Annotated in this window: 16 protein-coding genes; 9 read left to right on the top strand and 7 right to left on the bottom strand. The window is 44.0% G+C overall.

The window, feature by feature from the left end:
• Positions 1-80: 80 nt before the first annotated feature.
• The 8 genes from HMPREF3027_RS05255 to HMPREF3027_RS05290 all read left to right on the top strand — a co-directional run bounded on the left by HMPREF3027_RS05255 (position 81) and on the right by HMPREF3027_RS05290 (position 6,880).
• A complete protein-coding gene (locus HMPREF3027_RS05255) occupies positions 81-701 on the top strand; it encodes a hypothetical protein (protein WP_141756231.1) in 621 nt (206 codons plus the stop codon).
• Positions 691-1,410 (top strand): RsmE family RNA methyltransferase, encoded by a 720-nt coding sequence (locus HMPREF3027_RS05260; RefSeq protein WP_070707500.1) that lies wholly within the window; start codon positions 691-693, stop codon positions 1,408-1,410. The genes HMPREF3027_RS05255 and HMPREF3027_RS05260 overlap by 11 nt, the downstream gene beginning before the upstream one ends.
• A gap of 10 nt (positions 1,411-1,420) precedes the next feature.
• On the top strand, positions 1,421-2,644 hold the full coding sequence (locus HMPREF3027_RS05265; protein ID WP_070707501.1) for an aminotransferase class V-fold PLP-dependent enzyme: 1,224 nt from the start codon (positions 1,421-1,423) through the stop codon (positions 2,642-2,644).
• A gap of 1 nt (position 2,645) precedes the next feature.
• Positions 2,646-3,470: a patatin-like phospholipase family protein gene (locus HMPREF3027_RS05270; protein ID WP_070707504.1), complete on the top strand. Its 825-nt coding sequence runs from the start codon at positions 2,646-2,648 to the stop codon at positions 3,468-3,470.
• Between the two features lie 89 nt (positions 3,471-3,559).
• Positions 3,560-3,940 carry a 30S ribosomal protein S6 gene (rpsF, locus tag HMPREF3027_RS05275; protein WP_018028074.1) on the top strand — a complete coding sequence of 127 codons (381 nt, stop codon included), beginning with the start codon at positions 3,560-3,562 and terminating at the stop codon, positions 3,938-3,940.
• A 20-nt stretch (positions 3,941-3,960) separates the two neighbouring features.
• Positions 3,961-4,239, top strand: coding sequence for a 30S ribosomal protein S18 (gene rpsR / locus HMPREF3027_RS05280; RefSeq protein ID WP_018028073.1), 279 nt, complete (start codon positions 3,961-3,963; stop codon positions 4,237-4,239).
• 48 nt (positions 4,240-4,287) lie between these two features.
• Positions 4,288-4,842 (top strand): 50S ribosomal protein L9, encoded by a 555-nt coding sequence (rplI, locus tag HMPREF3027_RS05285; protein ID WP_021903314.1) that lies wholly within the window; start codon positions 4,288-4,290, stop codon positions 4,840-4,842.
• A gap of 187 nt (positions 4,843-5,029) precedes the next feature.
• Positions 5,030-6,880 carry an ABC transporter ATP-binding protein gene (locus HMPREF3027_RS05290; protein WP_070707526.1) on the top strand — a complete coding sequence of 617 codons (1,851 nt, stop codon included), beginning with the start codon at positions 5,030-5,032 and terminating at the stop codon, positions 6,878-6,880.
• Positions 6,881-6,886: 6 nt separating this feature from the next.
• On the opposite strand, the gene msrB is transcribed toward HMPREF3027_RS05290, so the two are convergent.
• Entirely contained in the window at positions 6,887-7,900 is a 1,014-nt protein-coding gene (gene msrB / locus HMPREF3027_RS05295; RefSeq protein ID WP_141756232.1) for a peptide-methionine (R)-S-oxide reductase MsrB, read from the bottom strand.
• 311 nt (positions 7,901-8,211) lie between these two features.
• Between msrB and HMPREF3027_RS05300 the strand changes: the two genes are divergently transcribed.
• Positions 8,212-9,600, top strand: a complete 1,389-nt coding sequence (locus HMPREF3027_RS05300) for a TIGR00341 family protein (protein ID WP_070707507.1) — start codon at positions 8,212-8,214, stop codon at positions 9,598-9,600.
• 88 nt (positions 9,601-9,688) lie between these two features.
• Here the strand turns inward: HMPREF3027_RS05300 and gcvT are convergent, their stop codons facing one another.
• From gcvT to HMPREF3027_RS05330, 6 genes are read right to left on the bottom strand one after another with little or no spacing between them, the layout of a single operon-like run.
• On the bottom strand, positions 9,689-10,783 hold the full coding sequence (gene gcvT, locus HMPREF3027_RS05305) for a glycine cleavage system aminomethyltransferase GcvT (protein WP_070707508.1): 1,095 nt from the start codon (positions 10,781-10,783) through the stop codon (positions 9,689-9,691).
• A 30-nt stretch (positions 10,784-10,813) separates the two neighbouring features.
• Complete coding sequence (pepT, locus tag HMPREF3027_RS05310; RefSeq protein WP_070707509.1) at positions 10,814-12,037, bottom strand: peptidase T; 1,224 nt, start codon at positions 12,035-12,037, stop codon at positions 10,814-10,816.
• Positions 12,038-12,039: 2 nt separating this feature from the next.
• Positions 12,040-13,422: a phosphoglucosamine mutase gene (gene glmM, locus HMPREF3027_RS05315; protein WP_070707510.1), complete on the bottom strand. Its 1,383-nt coding sequence runs from the start codon at positions 13,420-13,422 to the stop codon at positions 12,040-12,042.
• 6 nt (positions 13,423-13,428) lie between these two features.
• The gene (locus tag HMPREF3027_RS05320) at positions 13,429-14,103 is read right to left on the bottom strand and encodes a DUF4827 family protein (RefSeq protein ID WP_070707511.1); all 675 of its coding nucleotides are present in this window, start codon (positions 14,101-14,103) and stop codon (positions 13,429-13,431) included.
• An 11-nt stretch (positions 14,104-14,114) separates the two neighbouring features.
• Entirely contained in the window at positions 14,115-15,512 is a 1,398-nt protein-coding gene (asnS, locus tag HMPREF3027_RS05325; protein ID WP_070707512.1) for an asparagine--tRNA ligase, read from the bottom strand.
• Between the two features lie 24 nt (positions 15,513-15,536).
• Positions 15,537-16,865, bottom strand: a complete 1,329-nt coding sequence (locus tag HMPREF3027_RS05330; RefSeq protein ID WP_070707513.1) for a pseudouridine synthase — start codon at positions 16,863-16,865, stop codon at positions 15,537-15,539.
• Positions 16,866-17,118 lie beyond the last annotated feature (253 nt).

A 17,118-nucleotide genomic window follows, 5' to 3' on the forward strand; every position in this document is an offset into this window, starting at 1 on the left:
AACGTGAGGAATGTTTGGAGACATCGTCCCTCACCCGCGTTCATTTTCGTAATGTCCAAGGGTATATGGTCAATGGGCAAATGGTAGGAATAGACTTGGTGTTTTGTCCTAATAATAACGAAGATGATCGCCGATTGAGTATCTCTATTCCACCTTCATTGGTGGGCTCCTACAAATTATTGCTACAAGCAAGGATGCTTAAACTCGACCTTCGAATAGACGCGTTGGATGAGTACCAATCTGCTACAGGAATATTCTTACATAAAGTGATCATTCGAGCTGGTGAAGGAGGGGAGAGAGAAGGGTGGTTTTATACCCTTTCTGATATGGGCGAAGTTAGTTACTGCAGAGTACCTATATACCTAGCGGTGATGCATGCAGTATTACATCAATTGCCTGTAATGGCAGAGGATGCTCTCTTGGAAAAAGACTCACCTGTGGTATCTCTAGATGATATCCAAAAACAACTTAGCCATAGTGCTCCTATTCAACTAAGTAAGTCGGCCGTGTTGCAGCTAATGATTGATCAAGAGGAGGCTAATCATGAGTTTTTATCGAGGCTAACAGATGAGGAATTGAAGTCCTCCCTTTCAATACAAGAGTTAAAGGAGATCAAGGAGAAAGTGGTGGAGATGGAGAAGTATGAGTGGGCAAAGAGATTTGCTGAAATAATTGAGCAAAAAGAAGGCGATGAAAAGTAATATTGGTGATCTACCCTATTTTTATGCTCCAGATATCAGTAGCTCTTTAACGTTACCACAAGATGAAGCAAAGCATGCCTTTAGGGTTCTACGTCTTGAGGTGGGGGAAAATGTATTGATTACTGATGGTCTGGGGAACTTATATAGTGCCAAAATATCCAATAATTCACTTAAAGGCCAGAATATAACCGACCTGGTGCTTGTCGAGACTACACCTCCAATGTGTCCAAAGCTAGAGGTAGCTATTGCACCCACAAAAAATATAGATCGAATAGAGTTGGCCCTTGAAAAGCTCACAGAGATAGGAATAACTCGCTTTTCGCTAGTGGTTACGGAGCATACCATTCGAAGACGCGTCAATATGGAGCGTTTAGAGCGAATAATGGTTGCTGCAATGAAGCAGTCCGAAAAGATCAGAACGGTAGAGCTCAACCTTTTCCCTACACTAAAGGATTACCTTTCGCAACTTACCTATGAGGGTCGTTATATAGGTTATTGTGCAGATACATTTGAGAAAAGAGAGCTGAATGAGACCTTTGTCTCAGGTGTGGATAGTAGTTTCCTTATTGGTCCGGAAGGAGATTTTACAAGTGAGGAGGTTGCACTAACTCTCAGTCATGGCTTTAAGACTGTATCTCTAGGTCGTGAAAGACTACGAACCGAAACTGCAGGGATCTATGTGGGGATCCTTCATCATATTTTAAATTAATCAATATCTTATGTCCTATAATATTGAAAAGATAAGAGCTGACTTTCCAGCTTTAGATATAAAGATACACGACAAATATCCATTGATATATCTAGATAATGCGGCAACGACACAAAAGCCAAAGCAGATGCTAGATGCAGAGTATCTTGCTTATACCACTCGTAATGCCAATATACATAGGGGCGTGCATACTCTCAGCCAGCAAGCAACAATGGCTCATGAGAATGCTCGAGAAGTGATAGCAAGGTTTATCAATGCTAGGGAGGCAGCAGAAGTTTTATTTACAAGGGGGACTACTGAAGGCATCAACATGGTTGCGAGTATTTTTTGTTCGTCTCAAATGCAGGCAGGAGATGAAGTGATACTTAGTGCTATGGAGCATCATTCAAATATAGTCCCTTGGCAACTTCAAGCTGAGGCGCGAGGAATAAAGATTAAGGTCGTTCCTTGTTTTGATAATGGTGAATTAGATATGGAGACTATGAAGTCAATGTTTACCGACCGTACTAAGTTGGTCTCCATTTGCTACGCTTCAAATGTATTAGGGACGGTTAATCCTGTAAAAGAGATTATTGCTCATGCACACTCCAATGGTGTGCCAGTGCTTTTAGACGCAGCACAAGCTATTGCCCATCGTAAGGTAGACGTTACTGACTTAGACGTTGACTTCTTGGCTTTTAGTGGCCATAAAATATATGGTCCTACTGGAATAGGTGTGCTTTACGGAAAGCGAGAATGGCTTGAAAAGCTTCCTCCTTACCATGGTGGAGGTGAGATGATACAGCACGTGAGTTGGGAAAAGACTACCTATAATGAGTTGCCTTATAAGTATGAAGCTGGTACCCCAGACTTTATCAATAGTGTGGCACTTGCCGAAAGTATCAATTATGTATCAAATATTGGATTAGATAAAATCCAAGCCTATGAATCTATGTTGCTTTCGCATGCAACGGAGCAGATGCTCCATATTGATGGGTTGAAGATTTATGGTACTTCTGCCGACAAAGAGGCTGTAATCAGTTTCTTAGTGGAGGGAGTACATCCGTACGATTTGGGAGTTTTGCTTGATCAACAAGGTGTTGCTATTCGGACTGGTCATCATTGTGCCCAGCCATTGATGCAACGTTTTGGTATTGAAGGAACTGCTCGGGTTAGTTTCGGACTTTACAATACCAAGCAAGAAGTAGATAGTTTTATTAAAGCTGTGAAAAAGTCACTAATCATATTAGGGTAATATGGACGAGAGTCAGAATCAAAAGAAATATCGTCTTGGATACGCACTCGGAGGGGGTGGGGCTAAGGGATTTGCTCACCTTGGCGCTTTCAAAGTATTTGAGAAGTATGGAATTAAGCCAGATATTATAGCTGGAACTAGTGCAGGTGCATTGGCAGGAGTCTTGTATGCCGATGGTTTTGCACCTGAGGAGATAGCAGATCTTTTTAGAGGACATAAGCTAATGGACTTTGCCGAACTAAGTCTATTTTCAGGAGGCATACTAAAGCCAAGTGGGGTAGCAAGAATGCTAAAAAAGAACCTCCGTGCTAAGAGCTTTGAGCAATTACAAATCCCATTTGTCGCCGTTGCTACGAATTGGGAGACAGCAGAGATAACAGCCTTTAGAGATGGTGATGACTTGGTTTCGGCGGTCGTGGCTTCTTGTACAGTACCTATCGTCTTTCAGCCACTTAAAATAAAGGGGGTTGAATATGTAGATGGTGGAGTGCTGAAAAACTTCCCAGTCTCTGTAATCAGAGAAGAGACGGAGTGTGTCGTGGGCATTAACTTGTACCAACTAAGTCCTTTTGAATCCCCATCAAGTATTAAGAGCTCGGCGATGAGATATTTTGAAATTATCTCAAAAGCCAATATGAAAGAGGATATTGAGTTGGCAGACATTTTGATTGACATGAAAGGTCTTAAAGACTACAAGATGTTTGAATTAAAGGCAATTGACGATATCGTTAATCAAGGACAAGAGACAGCATCGGCTATTATAAGTGATTCAAGTGTATATCAACAGTTATTGCAGAAGTCTTCAACCGAATCTGTTTGTAAATAAATAGAGCGATTGGTTTGTCTATTCAACTGAAAATGATTACCTTTGCAGTCGGATTTTATTTTCACAAAATAATAGATTAATAATTTATGATGAACAACTACGAGACCGTTTTCATTTTAACTCCCGATTTGTCTGCAGACCAGACAAAGGAAGCGGTAGATAAGTTCGTTGGCTTGATTACCGATAATGGTGGTGAGCTAGTGAATCGTGAGGAGTGGGGTATGCGTAAGCTTGCTTATCCTATCCAAGCAAAGTCTACTGGGTTTTATGTATTCTTAGAGTTTAAGAGCGAGCCCTCTTTTATTGAGACGCTAGAGGTAAACTATCGTCGTGATGATAGGGTGATTCGTTTCCTTACATTCAAGCAGGAGAAGTATGCACTAGAGTATGCTGAGAAGCGTCGTCGCAACCGCAAAGAGCCTGTAAAGAGTGAAGAGGCAAGCAGTACAGTATCGGAAGAAAACAATTAAAGTAGACGAAAGTAAAGATTATGGCGAAAAAAGGAAAAGGTAAGTCAGAGGTGCGTTATCTTACACCACTCTCTATAGAGCGAAATCGTAAGAAGTATTGTCGCTTTAAAAAGGCTGGGATTAAGTTCGTAGACTATAAGGATCCTGAGTTCCTTAAGAAATTCCTCAATGAGCAAGGTAAGATCTATCCACGTCGTTTGACAGGTAACTCTCTTAAGATGCAACGCCGTGTAGCACAAGCTGTTAAGCGTGCTCGTCACTTGGCACTTCTGCCATACGTGACAGATATGATGGCATAGGGTTACTAATAAATAGCAAAGAATAATAATAACTTAAGGAGACAGAATATGAAGATTATTTTGAAAGAAGATATGCCAAATCTAGGCTTTAAGGGCGAGATCGTTGATGTAAAGGCTGGATATGGTAGAAACTTTCTAATCCCACAAGGAAAGGCAGTAATCGCATCAGAGTCTGCGATCAAGATCCTACAAGAGAATCAAAGACAGCAGGCTCGCAAACTTGAAGCTGAACTTGCTAATGCTCAAAAGATAGCTGATAAGATTGAAGGAACCTCTCTAACTATTGAGGTTAAGACAAGTAATGTGGGCCGTATTTATGGTTCAGTATCTGCTTCAATGGTTGCAGATGAACTAGAAAAGCTTGGCTTTACTGAGATCAATCGTAAGATGCTCCAAGTTCCTGGTATTAAGGAGGTAGGTGAGTATATTGCTAGGGTTCGTTTGCACAAGGACGTAACTGTAGAGGTGCCACTGACTATTGTGTCAGATACCCCTATTGTTAAGGCAGAGCCTAAGACTGAAAAGGCTGAGACTTCTGAGGAGGTAGAGGAAACCACTAAGGAAGAGAGTGCTGAGGTAGAGCAGGCAACTACTGAGGAATAATACGAGACTCGATTCTCGGAACTAATAAAGCTACTACATAGTGAACCACGAGGTTTTCTATGTAGTAGCTTTTTTCTGTTATGGTATAGAATAGGTATCTTTGCAGAAGTAGATTTGTAAGCAACTGTGGAGGATGGCACTTTGTGCGACATCCTCCTTTTATGCCGAAATAAATTATCAGGTCTTTATGAAAGAGCTTTTCCGGACACTCAAGAGATTTATACCACCCTACAAGTGGTACATAGTTGGTAATATATTCTTTAATATATTAACGCCAATCTTAAACCTCCTCGCGTTCTCTCTAATTATGCCCATACTGAATATACTATTCAAAATTGATAAGACTGTTTATCAGTTTATCTCTTGGGATACCATACAGTTATGGAGTGATGGCGGCCTTTCTCGCCTAAGTGCTGTTGTCAAGAATAATTTCTTCTACTATATTACCCAACTTATTACTGAGTATGGAGCTTCAAATACCTTAATCATATTGGGTGTGTATCTTTCGGTGATTACGTTTCTTAAGGTGGCATCGGCTTATATGGGTTTTTACTGCATGATCCCTGTTCAAACCGGTGTGGTTAGAGACATCCGAAATAGCATCAACGATAAGATTATGGAGCTTCCTCTAGGCTTTTTCAGTGATGAGCGAAAGGGAGATATCATTGCTCGAGTGACAGGAGATGTAAATAATATAGAGTCTTCTATCATCAGTTCACTAGAGTCCCTGATCAAAAATCCTCTAATGATATTGATCTCACTAGCTGCCATGGTGGCCATTAGTCCTGAACTAACCCTCTTCGTACTTATTGTACTTCCGATAGCAGGATATGTGATGGGACAAGTGGGTAAGAAGCTCAAGATGACCTCCCTTTTAGCTCAAGAACAATGGGGTATGCTCATTAGTATGATTGAGGAGACACTGAGTGGATTACGTATTATTAAGGCTTTTCATGCCGAAGAGATGATTCGAAAGCGTTTTTCTAGCTATAATGATACGTTCAGAAATACTTCAATGCGGGTGTCTAAAAGGCAGCAGATGGCACACCCGATGAGTGAATTCTTGGGTACAGTTACGATTTCTATTGTACTTTGGTATGGTGGATCATTGATATTAGACCAAGCAGGTGGGTTAGATGCCAGTACATTTATTTACTATTTAGTTATTTTCTACAGCATCATCAATCCAGCCAAGGACTTTTCAAGGAGTAGCTATGCTATTAGGAGAGGATTTGCTAGTCTTGAGCGTGTAGATATGATTCTACTAGCACAGAATGACATCACTGACCCAGAGAAGCCTGAAGACATCACTTTTCATCACTCTATTTCCTTTAAGGACGTTTCTTTCAAATATGAAGATACTTGGGTGTTGAAAGATATAAACCTTAGCATAAAAAAGGGACAAACAGTAGCCATCGTAGGGGCTAGTGGGTCAGGGAAGAGTACCTTAGTGGACTTGCTACCTCGCTTCTATGATGTGCAAAAGGGTGGGGTGTACATTGACGAAACAGATATTCGTAATGTACGTATGCTTGACCTAAGAAGGCTTATGGGCAATGTAAATCAAGAGGCTATTCTCTTCAATGATACGATTTACAATAATATCGCCTTTGGCGCAAAGACCACCCTTGATAAGGTACAAAGAGCTGCAAGAATAGCTAATGCGGAGGAGTTTATTGCAGAGCTTCCAGAAGGCTACAACACTAATATCGGAGACCGAGGCGGGAAACTGAGTGGCGGTCAACGTCAAAGGCTTAGCATTGCCAGAGCTGTGCTAAAAGACCCTGAAATACTTATTCTAGATGAGGCCACCTCTGCACTAGATACCGCTTCTGAAAGACTAGTGCAAGAAGCTCTTGAACGCTTAATGAAGGGTCGTACTACCATTGTGATCGCTCACAGACTATCCACCATTACCAATGCGGATAAGATCGTAGTGCTAGAGGATGGCTCTATTGTGGAAGAAGGGACGCATCAAGAGTTGATGGATAAGAATGGTAGGTATGCATCTCTCGTTTCTCTACAATCATTTAAGTAGCACCAATCAATCGGTGCTATCCTCAAATAGATAGAGGTAGTCTCCATAGCCTTCACTCTTCATATTGGCTTTTGGGATAAACCTTATTGCCGCACTATTGATGCAATATCTATAGCCACCCTGCTCCTTTGGTCCATCTTCAAATACATGGCCGAGGTGGCTATCTGCTGAGCTACTTCTTACTTCTATGCGTTCATAGCCCAGTTTGAAGTCAGACTTCTTGTTGATACCTTGTGTATTGATCGGTTTCGTGAAAGATGGCCAACCACACCCTGCATCATACTTATCCTTTGAGCAGAAAAGAGGTTCACCAGAGACAATATCTACATAAATCCCATCCTCATTTGTGTCATTATACTCGTTGGTAAATGGACGCTCTGTTGCCTCATTTTGAGTTACTAGATATTGGATGGGTGAGAGCCTCTGTTTTAGCTCATCTTTGCTTTCCGACAATCTTTTCCTCTCGGCAGATCGAATAGCATTGTCTGATGCTATTGATTCTTTCGGTACCACTGCATTCTTAGCAAGACCAAACATTTCTATCGGTACATGGCAATATCCACCTGGTCGATTGCTCAAGTAATCTTGGTGATAGGTTTCAGCCTTGAAGTAGTTCTTAAGGAGTTTCACTTCCACCATCAATACCTTCGAATACTTACTCTGTAGCCGTGCAAGAGCATTCATAATTATTGGCCTATCAGCAACATCAGTATAGTAAACCCCAGTGCGATACTGAGTTCCTCTATCATTCCCTTGCCGGTTAAGAGTGGTTGGGTCGATGATTTGAAAGAAATGGTCTAGTAAAAACGATAACGACACCTTGCTACTATCATAAGATACCTTCACTGTTTCAGCCGCTTCAGTCTTGCCCGTACAGACCTCCTCATATGATGGGTTTTCTACAATAGTATTGGCATATCCCACTTCTGTTTCCACCACACCTGGTAGCAACTTCATATAGTGTTCTACTCCCCAAAAACAGCCTCCCGCCAGATATATTACCAGTATCGTTTCGTTCATAATTCTTTGTTTATTTATTCTTAAAATAGACCACAATAAGCCCCAATGAACTTTTGTCATTAAAGTGGAACTTACGCGATGGCAATTTACTGATTTTTTTCGAGAAAATGTTTATCTGTACAGGGGGGATATATTCTCTTCTCCACACTTCGTGCAACGGTCTCTATTATTTATTATCTTTGCAATAGATTATTGTAGGAAAGGCGTCTGGCATAGTTAATGATTGGGAAATAGACCTCAGAAAGGTATCACTTAATTCTACTCATCTTATTACTCCAGAGCTACAAGGGTTTTATTCGTTTTAAGATTTTATGGAAAGATCAGGTCAATCTCTTTGGCAGTTTATCGCTTCATTTTTTGATATGCGTCACGAGAAGGAAAATGAAACGGTCATTATTGATGCTCTCAAGTCAGATGTGGAGTTCAAAGGAACAAAGATGTTCATCCTCATCTGTGCTATTCTAATTGCCTCTTTGGGGCTAAATATGAATTCCACTGCTGTGATCATCGGTGCCATGCTTATCTCACCTCTGATGGGCCCGATTATCGGTTTTGGATTAGGATTAGGGATTACTGATTTTAATCTTGTTGGACGAAGCGTCAAGAATCTTGGGATGGCGGTGGCCATCAGTGTTATCACTTCCACTATTTACTTCTTGATCAGCCCTATCAGTGTGGCGTCGAGTGAGATATTGGCACGAACACAGCCCACTGCTTACGATGTCCTTATCGCACTATTCGGCGGTACTGCAGGTATTATAGCAGGTACAAGTAAGTCAAAAGGTCAGGTTATCCCAGGTGTTGCGATTGCTACAGCTCTGATGCCACCACTCTGTAGTGCTGGGTACGGGCTTGCTACTTGGCAATTGAATTATTTCTTCGGGGCTTTCTATCTTTTCATTATCAACGCTGTATTTATTGGCCTCTCTACATTTATAGTGATCAGACTTCTTAAGTATCGTAGGGTCACCTACGTGGATAAGGCGAGGGGAAAACGACTAAATAATCTTGTGATAGCGATCGTGGTATGTACGATCATACCAAGTGTAATTTTAGCATATCGATTTGTACATGATACCTTCCAAGAGATTCAGCAGGATAAGTTTATTAAGGAAGAGATGATCTTTGATAATTCATTCGTACTCTCATACGATAATACCAAGACCGACTCTGTAGATTATTTCAACGTCAATATCATAGGGGAGGAGATTTCCCCTGATGAAATCCAGCGTCTTCAAGATCTACTTCCATCTTATGGATTGAAGAATACCATACTATCTATCAAGCAAGGTTCAGATAAATCCAATATCGAAAACCATTGGCTTTCGATCATGAGTGATATGCAAAGTGCCTCTGATAAGAGCTATACAAAATATCTGCAACTAAGGAATGATTCTCTCAATATAGCACTCAGTAACCATCAAGCCTTTTATCGTCAGGCGGAAGCGGTGACTCATGAGATGCAACAACTTTTTGAAGAAATTACTTATAGCCAGTTCGGCGAATTATACTCTTTCCGCACCGATTCCATCATGAAAGACGCCTCAATGGTTAGTACGCAAGTGGTAGACACCATTCCTTATATCAAGTTGTTTACGGATAAGAAAATCAGTGATGAGCGTGAGAAATTAATCCGTAATTGGCTATCTATAAGGTTTGAGAAGCCTATTATTACGATTGAGAGAGATAAACAGAATTAAAAGGAGGGCTCTGTTCCATGATTATCATAAAATAGGAGGAAAGCAAAATCTTGTTTTCCTCCTATTTTATAATAAAGGTCTTGAGATGTTATTTGCGGAATGGAAGCTTGATCACCTCTGCAGGCACTGCTTTCTTACGGATGTGGATGAAGATTTCAGTTCCTGGCTCCTTATACGCTACCTGTACATATCCTAGGCCAATTCCCTTACCTAGCACAGGTGATTGCGTTCCAGAAGTAACGCGGCCAATCACTTCACCCGCAGCATTCTGGATCTCATATCCATGGCGAGGAACACCTTTCTCCTTCAGCTCAAACCCGATAAGGCGATTCTTGATCCCCTCTTCCTTTGTCTTAAGGAGTAGGTCACGACTTGGCATTTTCTCCTTGCCCTCTACAAACTTAGTAACCCAACCAAGACCTGCCTCTAGTGGGTTAGTAGTATCATCGATGTCATTACCATATAGGCAGAAGCCCATCTCTAGTCGTAGCGTATCACGTGCTCCAAGGCCAGTAGGCTTGATGCCAAACTCCTTGCCTGCCTCAAAAAGGGTATCCCATACCTTGTGGGCATCCTTTATATCTTTGAAATATAGCTCAAAACCTCCTGCACCAGTGTAGCCGGTATTGGAGATGATGCAATCTATCCCAGCAAACTTGCCATAGGCATAGTGGTAGTAAGCAATGGTATTCAGGTCAATGTCCACACACTTCTGAATGGTTTGCTTTGCCTTAGGACCTTGTACGGCCAAAATGCTTACTCTCTCAGACTCATTTTCAATGGTTACACCTTCGATCTGGTGCTTTTTCATCCAGTTGAAATCCTTTTCGATGTTAGCTGCATTCACAGCACACATATACCTACCACCTTCTAGTAGATACATGATAAAGTCATCTACAATACCGCCATCTCCATTTGGCATGTAAGTGTACTGTGCTTTTCCAAGCTCTAGCTTTGTAGCATCATTGCTACTGACAGTTTGAATAAATTCAAGTGCCTTAGGTCCACTTATTACGATAGAGCCCATGTGAGAGACATCAAAGACGCCTACATTTTCAATCACATTCAGATGCTCAGGGTTGATCCCTTCGTACTGAATAGGCATATTGTAGCCAGCAAATTCACTCATCTTGGCACCCAACTCAATGTGGATGTCTGTAAAGGGTGTTTTCTTTAGTTCCATAATGTTGTTTTATAAAGTATTAGTAAATCTCTATTTTGTCACTTTGGTAGTAGCGATCTTTACGATCACCTCCATTGCCTTGATTAGGGAAGGTACTGGAAGGTATTCGTAACGACCATGGAAGTTGTGCCCACCAGCAAAAATGTTGGGGCAAGGCAATCCCATAAAGGAGAGTTTTGAACCATCTGTACCACCACGGATAGGCTCAATTATAGGCTCTACGCCAGTCGCCTTCATCGCTTCTGCTGCGTGGTTTACAATGTACATCTTATCGGCAATCACCTCCTTCATATTAAAGTATTGGTCGGTAACTTCTGCAACGCAAGAACCTTCTCCATATAGTTCATTGATACGCTTTGCTACCTCCTTGATACAACTTTTCTTGAGATCAAACTGCTCACGGTCATGATCTCGAAGAATGTAGTGCAATTCAGCCTCCTCAACCGTACCACTCATGCCTACTAGGTGATAGAACCCATCATAGCCATCGGTGTTGCTAGGCAGTGCTTGTGGTAGGTAGCTATTGTACTCCATAGCGAGTAGCTGAGCATTGATCATCTTATCTTTAGCACTTCCTGGGTGCACATTCAGCCCCTTGAAAGTTACTTTAGCCCCTGCGGCATTGAAGTTTTCATACTGTAGCTCACCGATTTCACCGCCATCAATGGTATAAGCAAAGTCGGCACCAAACTTCTTTACATCAAATTTATCAGCTCCTCTACCGATCTCCTCATCGGGAGTAAAGCCCACCTTTATGGTCCCGTGAGGAATCTCAGGGTGATCAATTAAGTACTGAATAGCCTCTAAGATTGAAGCAACACCCGCCTTATCATCTGCTGCAAGAAGGGTGTGCCCATCTGTTACGATGATCTCCTGACCCTTGTATTGCTCAAGTTCAGGGAATGTTTTCAGGGAGATCCTGATGTCTTCTTTTGGGTCTAGGACAATATCGCCTCCCTCATACTGCACAAAGCGTGGCTTGATATCCTTCCCACTCATATCGGGAGCGCTATCCATGTGTGCTATAAATCCAATCGTGGGCTGATCCCAATCGCAATTAGCTGGAAGAGTAGCCATTAAATAGCAGTTATCATCTAGAGAAATATCTTTTAGCCCCATTTCTTCTAGGTCTTTTTGGAGCTCATGGGCTAGATCCCATTGAATCTTTGTACTAGGGGTAGTGGTTGATTCGGGATCCGATTTAGTATCAATAGCGATGTATCTTAAAAATCTATCTACTACTGGGTGTCTCATAACTATCTTTGAATTTTAGTGATTATTTCATTCGCAATGTTTTCTGCTTCCTCCTCTGTTTTGGCCTCGGCGTATATGCGCACTATAGGCTCCGTATTGCTTTTACGAAGGTGAACCCACTTGTCGGGGAAGTCTAGCTTCACTCCGTCTATAGTAGTAACCTCTGCCTTCTCCCTGTATTCGTTCTCAATCTCCTTAAGGATTCTATCCACTTGTAGGGTAGGGGTTAGCTCCGCTTTTTTCTTGATCATAAAGTACTTAGGAAGAGTACTCAAGATCTCCGTAGGCTTTGCCCCTCTTTTCGCCAGCATCGTGAGGAAAAGTGCAATCCCCACAAGGGCATCTCTGCCGTAATGCGACTTTGGGTAGATCACTCCACCATTTCCTTCACCACCAATAAGCGCATCTACCTCTTTCATTTTCGTAGTGACATTTACTTCGCCAACCGCTGCCGCATAGTATTTGCCTCCATGCTTCACCGTTACATCACGGAGTGCACGTGTAGAGCTAAGGTTAGAGACTGTATTGTGCCCTGGGTAGAGCGATAGGAGGTAGTCTGATACACTCACCAACGTATATTCTTCGCCAAAAGGCGTCCCATCCTCATTGTAGATAGCCAGGCGGTCCACATCTGGGTCGACTGAAAAGCCTACGCAAGCCCTCTTCTCTACCACCAGCTTTGAGAGATCTTGTAGATTGTGAGGCAATGGCTCAGGATTATGGGCAAAATCACCAGTTGGATCACCATGGACTATATAGTAATCCTTTACACCTAGCGCCTCAAGAAGCTTCGGGATCACAATTCCACCGACCGAATTAATGGTGTCGACAGCCACCGTAAAACCTGCCTTCCTGATTGCTTCCACATCCACTTCAGGAAGAGAAAGAACGTCCTGAATATGCCGATCGGTATAGCACTTCTCAGAAACCTTTCCGATTTCCCCAACACTCGCAAATTGAAGGTTATTCGACTTCGCTAGCGAAAGCACCTGGGCACCCTCCTCTGCATTCAAAAACTCCCCTTCATGATTGAGTAGCTTCAGGGCATTCCACTCCTTGGGGTTGTGGCTCGCTGTAATGATGATACCACCATCGGCTTGCTCATAAGTAACCGCTAGTTCGGTAGTCGGTGTGGTAGCCAAACCGATGTCCACCACATCAAATCCCATACCCATTAATGTGCCAATAACCACGTGCCTTACCTGATTACCCGAGATACGAGCGTCACGCCCTACCACTATCTTACCACTTTTGAGCGGACTATTGTCGCGAATAAACTGCGCGTAAGCAGCCGTAAACTGAGCTATATTAATCGGGTTGAGACCATTCTCTTGGCCTCCTCCTATCGTACCTCTAATGCCAGAAATTGATGTGATTAGACTCATAATTGATTACTGTTTTCTATTAAACCTGAGCTGGTCGTAGTAAAGTGCAATACCACTATCATTATCGTTTTTGAAAAACGAACTACTTTGGAACGTAAAGGCTGGTCCCTCTCTAAATGAGGCAATCATCTGAATCGTAGAGCCGATGGGTACCTGCTTTAGTGCCAACATCATCGCATTGCAGGCAAAAGGCTGCATACTCTCTTCACCTCTCGTGGAGTTAGGTGCTGGCTGTATCCCACCACGAAAATACTCCATATTGATATCAGCTTGGTAAATAAAGGTGACCCCTGGCTCACTACTTTCGGTAGGACCAATATTGCTAAAAGTGATAGGCCCGCTTTTCATTCGTTCGCCTATCGCTTGATACGAAAATCTAGCCAATATGGGGGTTACCCCACTGACAGCCATATCCTCGGTCTTTCCAGCCTCGATCACGTTGATCCACACTCCTATACCTTCACCCACCTCATTCTTTAGCTCCACAAACTCGTTGGGTGCCATCTGGAGGTCACTAGGGAGGTCATGGATCACCCTAAACCCCTTTTTATCCATAAAAGCTTGGATCTCCTTATGCTCCCTTTTTACCATATCGGTATAGGAGATACGCTTGTTTCTACACCCTGTAGTGGTTAGGATGGCAAGGAGCAGTAGAGAAATATATAAGACTTTCTTTTTCATACACCGATGGATTAAAAGTTAGCATTGTTGGGCGTGCGTGGGAAGGGGATCACATCACGAATATTACCCATCCCCGTCACAAATAGTAGCAGTCGCTCAAAGCCAAGCCCAAAGCCAGAGTGGGGCACACTACCAAATCGCCTAGTATCTAGGTACCAATCCATCTCGGAGAGAGGAATCCCCACCTCCTTGCAGCGACTGATGAGCTTCTCAAGGCTCTCCTCTCTTTGCGAACCTCCAATGATCTCACCAATCTTTGGGAAAAGCACGTCCATGGCACGGACCGTTTTGCCATCCTCATTCTGCTTCATATAGAAAGCCTTAATCTCGGTAGGGTAGTCGGTCAGAATCACAGGGCATTGGAAGTGGTTCTCCACCAGATACCGCTCATGCTCCGACGCGAGGTCCACACCCCAGTAGACAGGGTACTCAAACTGATGCCCATCCGCCACCGCCTGCTCCAGTATCTTGATCCCCTCAGTATAGGAGAGGCGTATGAAGTCCTTTTTCACTACCGACTCCAGTCGCTCGATCAGCCCTTTATCAATTCGCTCATTCAGGAAGGCTAGGTCGTCCTTGCAATTATCCAGAGCCCATTGCACCAAGTACTTGATAAATTCTTCCGCAAGATCCATATTCTCCTTTATCTCATAAAAGGCCACCTCCGGCTCTATCATCCAAAACTCCGCCAGGTGCCTAGGGGTATTGGAGTTCTCTGCTCTAAAGGTGGGGCCAAAGGTATAGATCGCCCCCAGAGCAGTGGCAGCTAGCTCACCCTCCAGCTGACCCGATACCGTCAGATTGGTGCGCCGACCAAAGAAGTCTTGGCTATAATCTACGCCCCCCTCCTTGGTACGGGGAGGGTTATTCAAGTCCAGAGTGGTTACCTCAAACATAGCACCGGCTCCCTCAGCGTCAGATGCGGTAATTAGAGGAGTATGGAAATAAAAGAAACCTCTATCGTGGAAAAACTTGTGGATGGCATAGGCCATATGGTGTCGGATCCTAAAGACCGCCCCAAAGGTATTGGTGCGAGGGCGTAGGTGGGCAATCTCACGAAGAAATTCCATGCTGTGCCCCTTCTTCTGGAGCGGGTAGCTATTGGGATCCGCCTTACCATATATCTCTATAGCCGAAGCCTGTATCTCCACACTCTGCCCACGCCCTTGTGATTCGGTGAGCTTCCCGATAATACTCACCGCCGCTCCTGTGGTGATATCCTTTAGTATCTCGGCATCAAATAGGCTGTGATCCACCACCACCTGCATATTGTGAATACAGCTGCCATCATTGATCGCCACAAAGCTAAGCCCCTTGGAGCCCCTTTTGGTCCTTACCCACCCCTTGATATTGACCTCACTCCCCACTTTGGGGGCGATGAGTATATCTACTATCTTACTGCGTTCCATCACTTCTACAAACTTTAGTTTTTTTTACTCAAATGCACCACTCTTCAGGCTGTTCACCTCCTCCTGCGTGAGGTAGCGCCACTTGCCCCTACCTAGGTTTTTCTTGGTGAGCCCTGCGAAGTAGACCCTATCCAGCTTCTTCACGTGATACCCCAGGTGCTCAAAGAGACGGCGGACGATCCTATTACGCCCAGAGTGAATTTCTATCCCCACCTGCGATAGATCCTCCTCCGTCACATAGCTAATGGCATCGGCATGCATCTCGCCATCCTCTAGCTCCACGCCATCGGCCAGCTTCTGCATATCCTCTGCCGCCACCTCTCTATCCAGCCACACATGGTAGATCTTTTTCTTCTTGTGCGAAGGGTGGACCAATTGTGCTGCGAGGTCGCCATCATTCGTTAGAAGGAGTACGCCCGTAGTATTTCTATCCAATCGCCCTACAGGATAAATGCGCTCCTTACACGCCTTCCTCACTAGGTGAGTCACCGTGAGCCGCTCCTGAGGATCATCCGTGGTGGTGACACAATTGCGGGGCTTATTCAGAAGTAGGTAAACTTTTTGCTCCGGCCGTACTTCCCGACCATTCACCTCCACACGATCTCGGGCGGTGATCTTGGTGCCTAGCTCCGTCACCGGTGCACCATTCACCAGTACCGCCCCCACCTTGATCAGCTCATCCGCCTCCCGCCTAGAGCATACCCCGGCATTGGAGAGAAACTTATTGAGCCTTACCTCCTCCGCTAGATCAATGGGCTCCTGATCGTAAAGTGGTGGCACTGGCTCGCTTTTCCTCTTGGAGTGAGCCCCACGTGATGGAGCTCCTTGTGATGTAGCTGGGAACCTTCCGCCACCTCCTTGTCGGCCGCCCCTTGGTCTGCTGGGGGAGGTGCTGTAGTGATTGGCACGAGCGGATCCTTCACCATACTCACCCTTATCATCTCCCCCCTCCCCCTGGGCGTAGATTTGTCGCTTCGCTTCCCGCACCTGCGAGTATTGCTCTTTATAAAAGCTCCTTTGGCGCCTATTCTCCGCTAAGTCGCCTACCGGCTCCGTGCCCTGCTGTCGATTGCTAAGAGGGCGGGGAGGGCGGGGAGGGTCATTCGAAAATCGACCCCTACTACTAGGGACCCTGCCACTATCCATTTCGCTGATACGGCGCCGTTTCCGTACCTGCGAGCCACCGAAAGGCCTCGGCTCCTCCGAATGCTCCGAGTGGCTATATTGTCTTGAAGTGCCAAGAGGGCCCTTCATGGAGTGCTCTCCTGCCTCACGGCGGTATCGATTCCTCTTGCCATCCTCTCCGCTACTTCTCTCAAGTGGCTCTTGGGATAGCCCTTCTCTCCATTCCATACAAAATTGTGTCGTTGTTACTACTCCTATTCATTTCATCACCCTCGCTACCGCAAGGTCCACAAAGTTACAGAAAAAGATGAACCTATCCCAATCAAATGCCTTTATAAGAAGGGAGGAGAATAATATTTATGCGAGTTGTACTCAATGAGGGTAGTAAAGTATGTGCCACCAAGTAAGCAGGTGTGGCAATATGCTCCAAATATAAGCTGAAATTTTGGCCTCATCCGATATTCTGCGTGATGGGGTGACT

The organism is Porphyromonas sp. HMSC077F02, from assembly GCF_001815465.1.
Classification (GTDB): Bacteria; Bacteroidota; Bacteroidia; order Bacteroidales; family Porphyromonadaceae; genus Porphyromonas_A; species Porphyromonas_A somerae.

Bases quoted from the DNA above. Each gene is read 5' to 3' on its own strand.
- HMPREF3027_RS05255 (WP_141756231.1), top strand. From the start codon at position 81: ATGGTAGGAATAGACTTGGTGTTTTGTCCTAATAATAACGAAGATGAT.
- HMPREF3027_RS05260 (WP_070707500.1), top strand. From the start codon at position 691: ATGAAAAGTAATATTGGTGATCTACCCTATTTTTATGCTCCAGATATC.
- HMPREF3027_RS05265 (WP_070707501.1), top strand. From the start codon at position 1,421: ATGTCCTATAATATTGAAAAGATAAGAGCTGACTTTCCAGCTTTAGAT.
- HMPREF3027_RS05270 (WP_070707504.1), top strand. From the start codon at position 2,646: ATGGACGAGAGTCAGAATCAAAAGAAATATCGTCTTGGATACGCACTC.
- rpsF (WP_018028074.1), top strand. From the start codon at position 3,560: ATGAACAACTACGAGACCGTTTTCATTTTAACTCCCGATTTGTCTGCA.
- rpsR (WP_018028073.1), top strand. From the start codon at position 3,961: ATGGCGAAAAAAGGAAAAGGTAAGTCAGAGGTGCGTTATCTTACACCA.
- rplI (WP_021903314.1), top strand. From the start codon at position 4,288: ATGAAGATTATTTTGAAAGAAGATATGCCAAATCTAGGCTTTAAGGGC.
- HMPREF3027_RS05290 (WP_070707526.1), top strand. From the start codon at position 5,030: ATGAAAGAGCTTTTCCGGACACTCAAGAGATTTATACCACCCTACAAG.
- msrB (WP_141756232.1), bottom strand. From the start codon at position 7,900: ATGAACGAAACGATACTGGTAATATATCTGGCGGGAGGCTGTTTTTGG.
- HMPREF3027_RS05300 (WP_070707507.1), top strand. From the start codon at position 8,212: ATGGAAAGATCAGGTCAATCTCTTTGGCAGTTTATCGCTTCATTTTTT.
- gcvT (WP_070707508.1), bottom strand. From the start codon at position 10,783: ATGGAACTAAAGAAAACACCCTTTACAGACATCCACATTGAGTTGGGT.
- pepT (WP_070707509.1), bottom strand. From the start codon at position 12,037: ATGAGACACCCAGTAGTAGATAGATTTTTAAGATACATCGCTATTGAT.
- glmM (WP_070707510.1), bottom strand. From the start codon at position 13,422: ATGAGTCTAATCACATCAATTTCTGGCATTAGAGGTACGATAGGAGGA.
- HMPREF3027_RS05320 (WP_070707511.1), bottom strand. From the start codon at position 14,103: ATGAAAAAGAAAGTCTTATATATTTCTCTACTGCTCCTTGCCATCCTA.
- asnS (WP_070707512.1), bottom strand. From the start codon at position 15,512: ATGGAACGCAGTAAGATAGTAGATATACTCATCGCCCCCAAAGTGGGG.
- HMPREF3027_RS05330 (WP_070707513.1), bottom strand. From the start codon at position 16,865: ATGGAATGGAGAGAAGGGCTATCCCAAGAGCCACTTGAGAGAAGTAGC.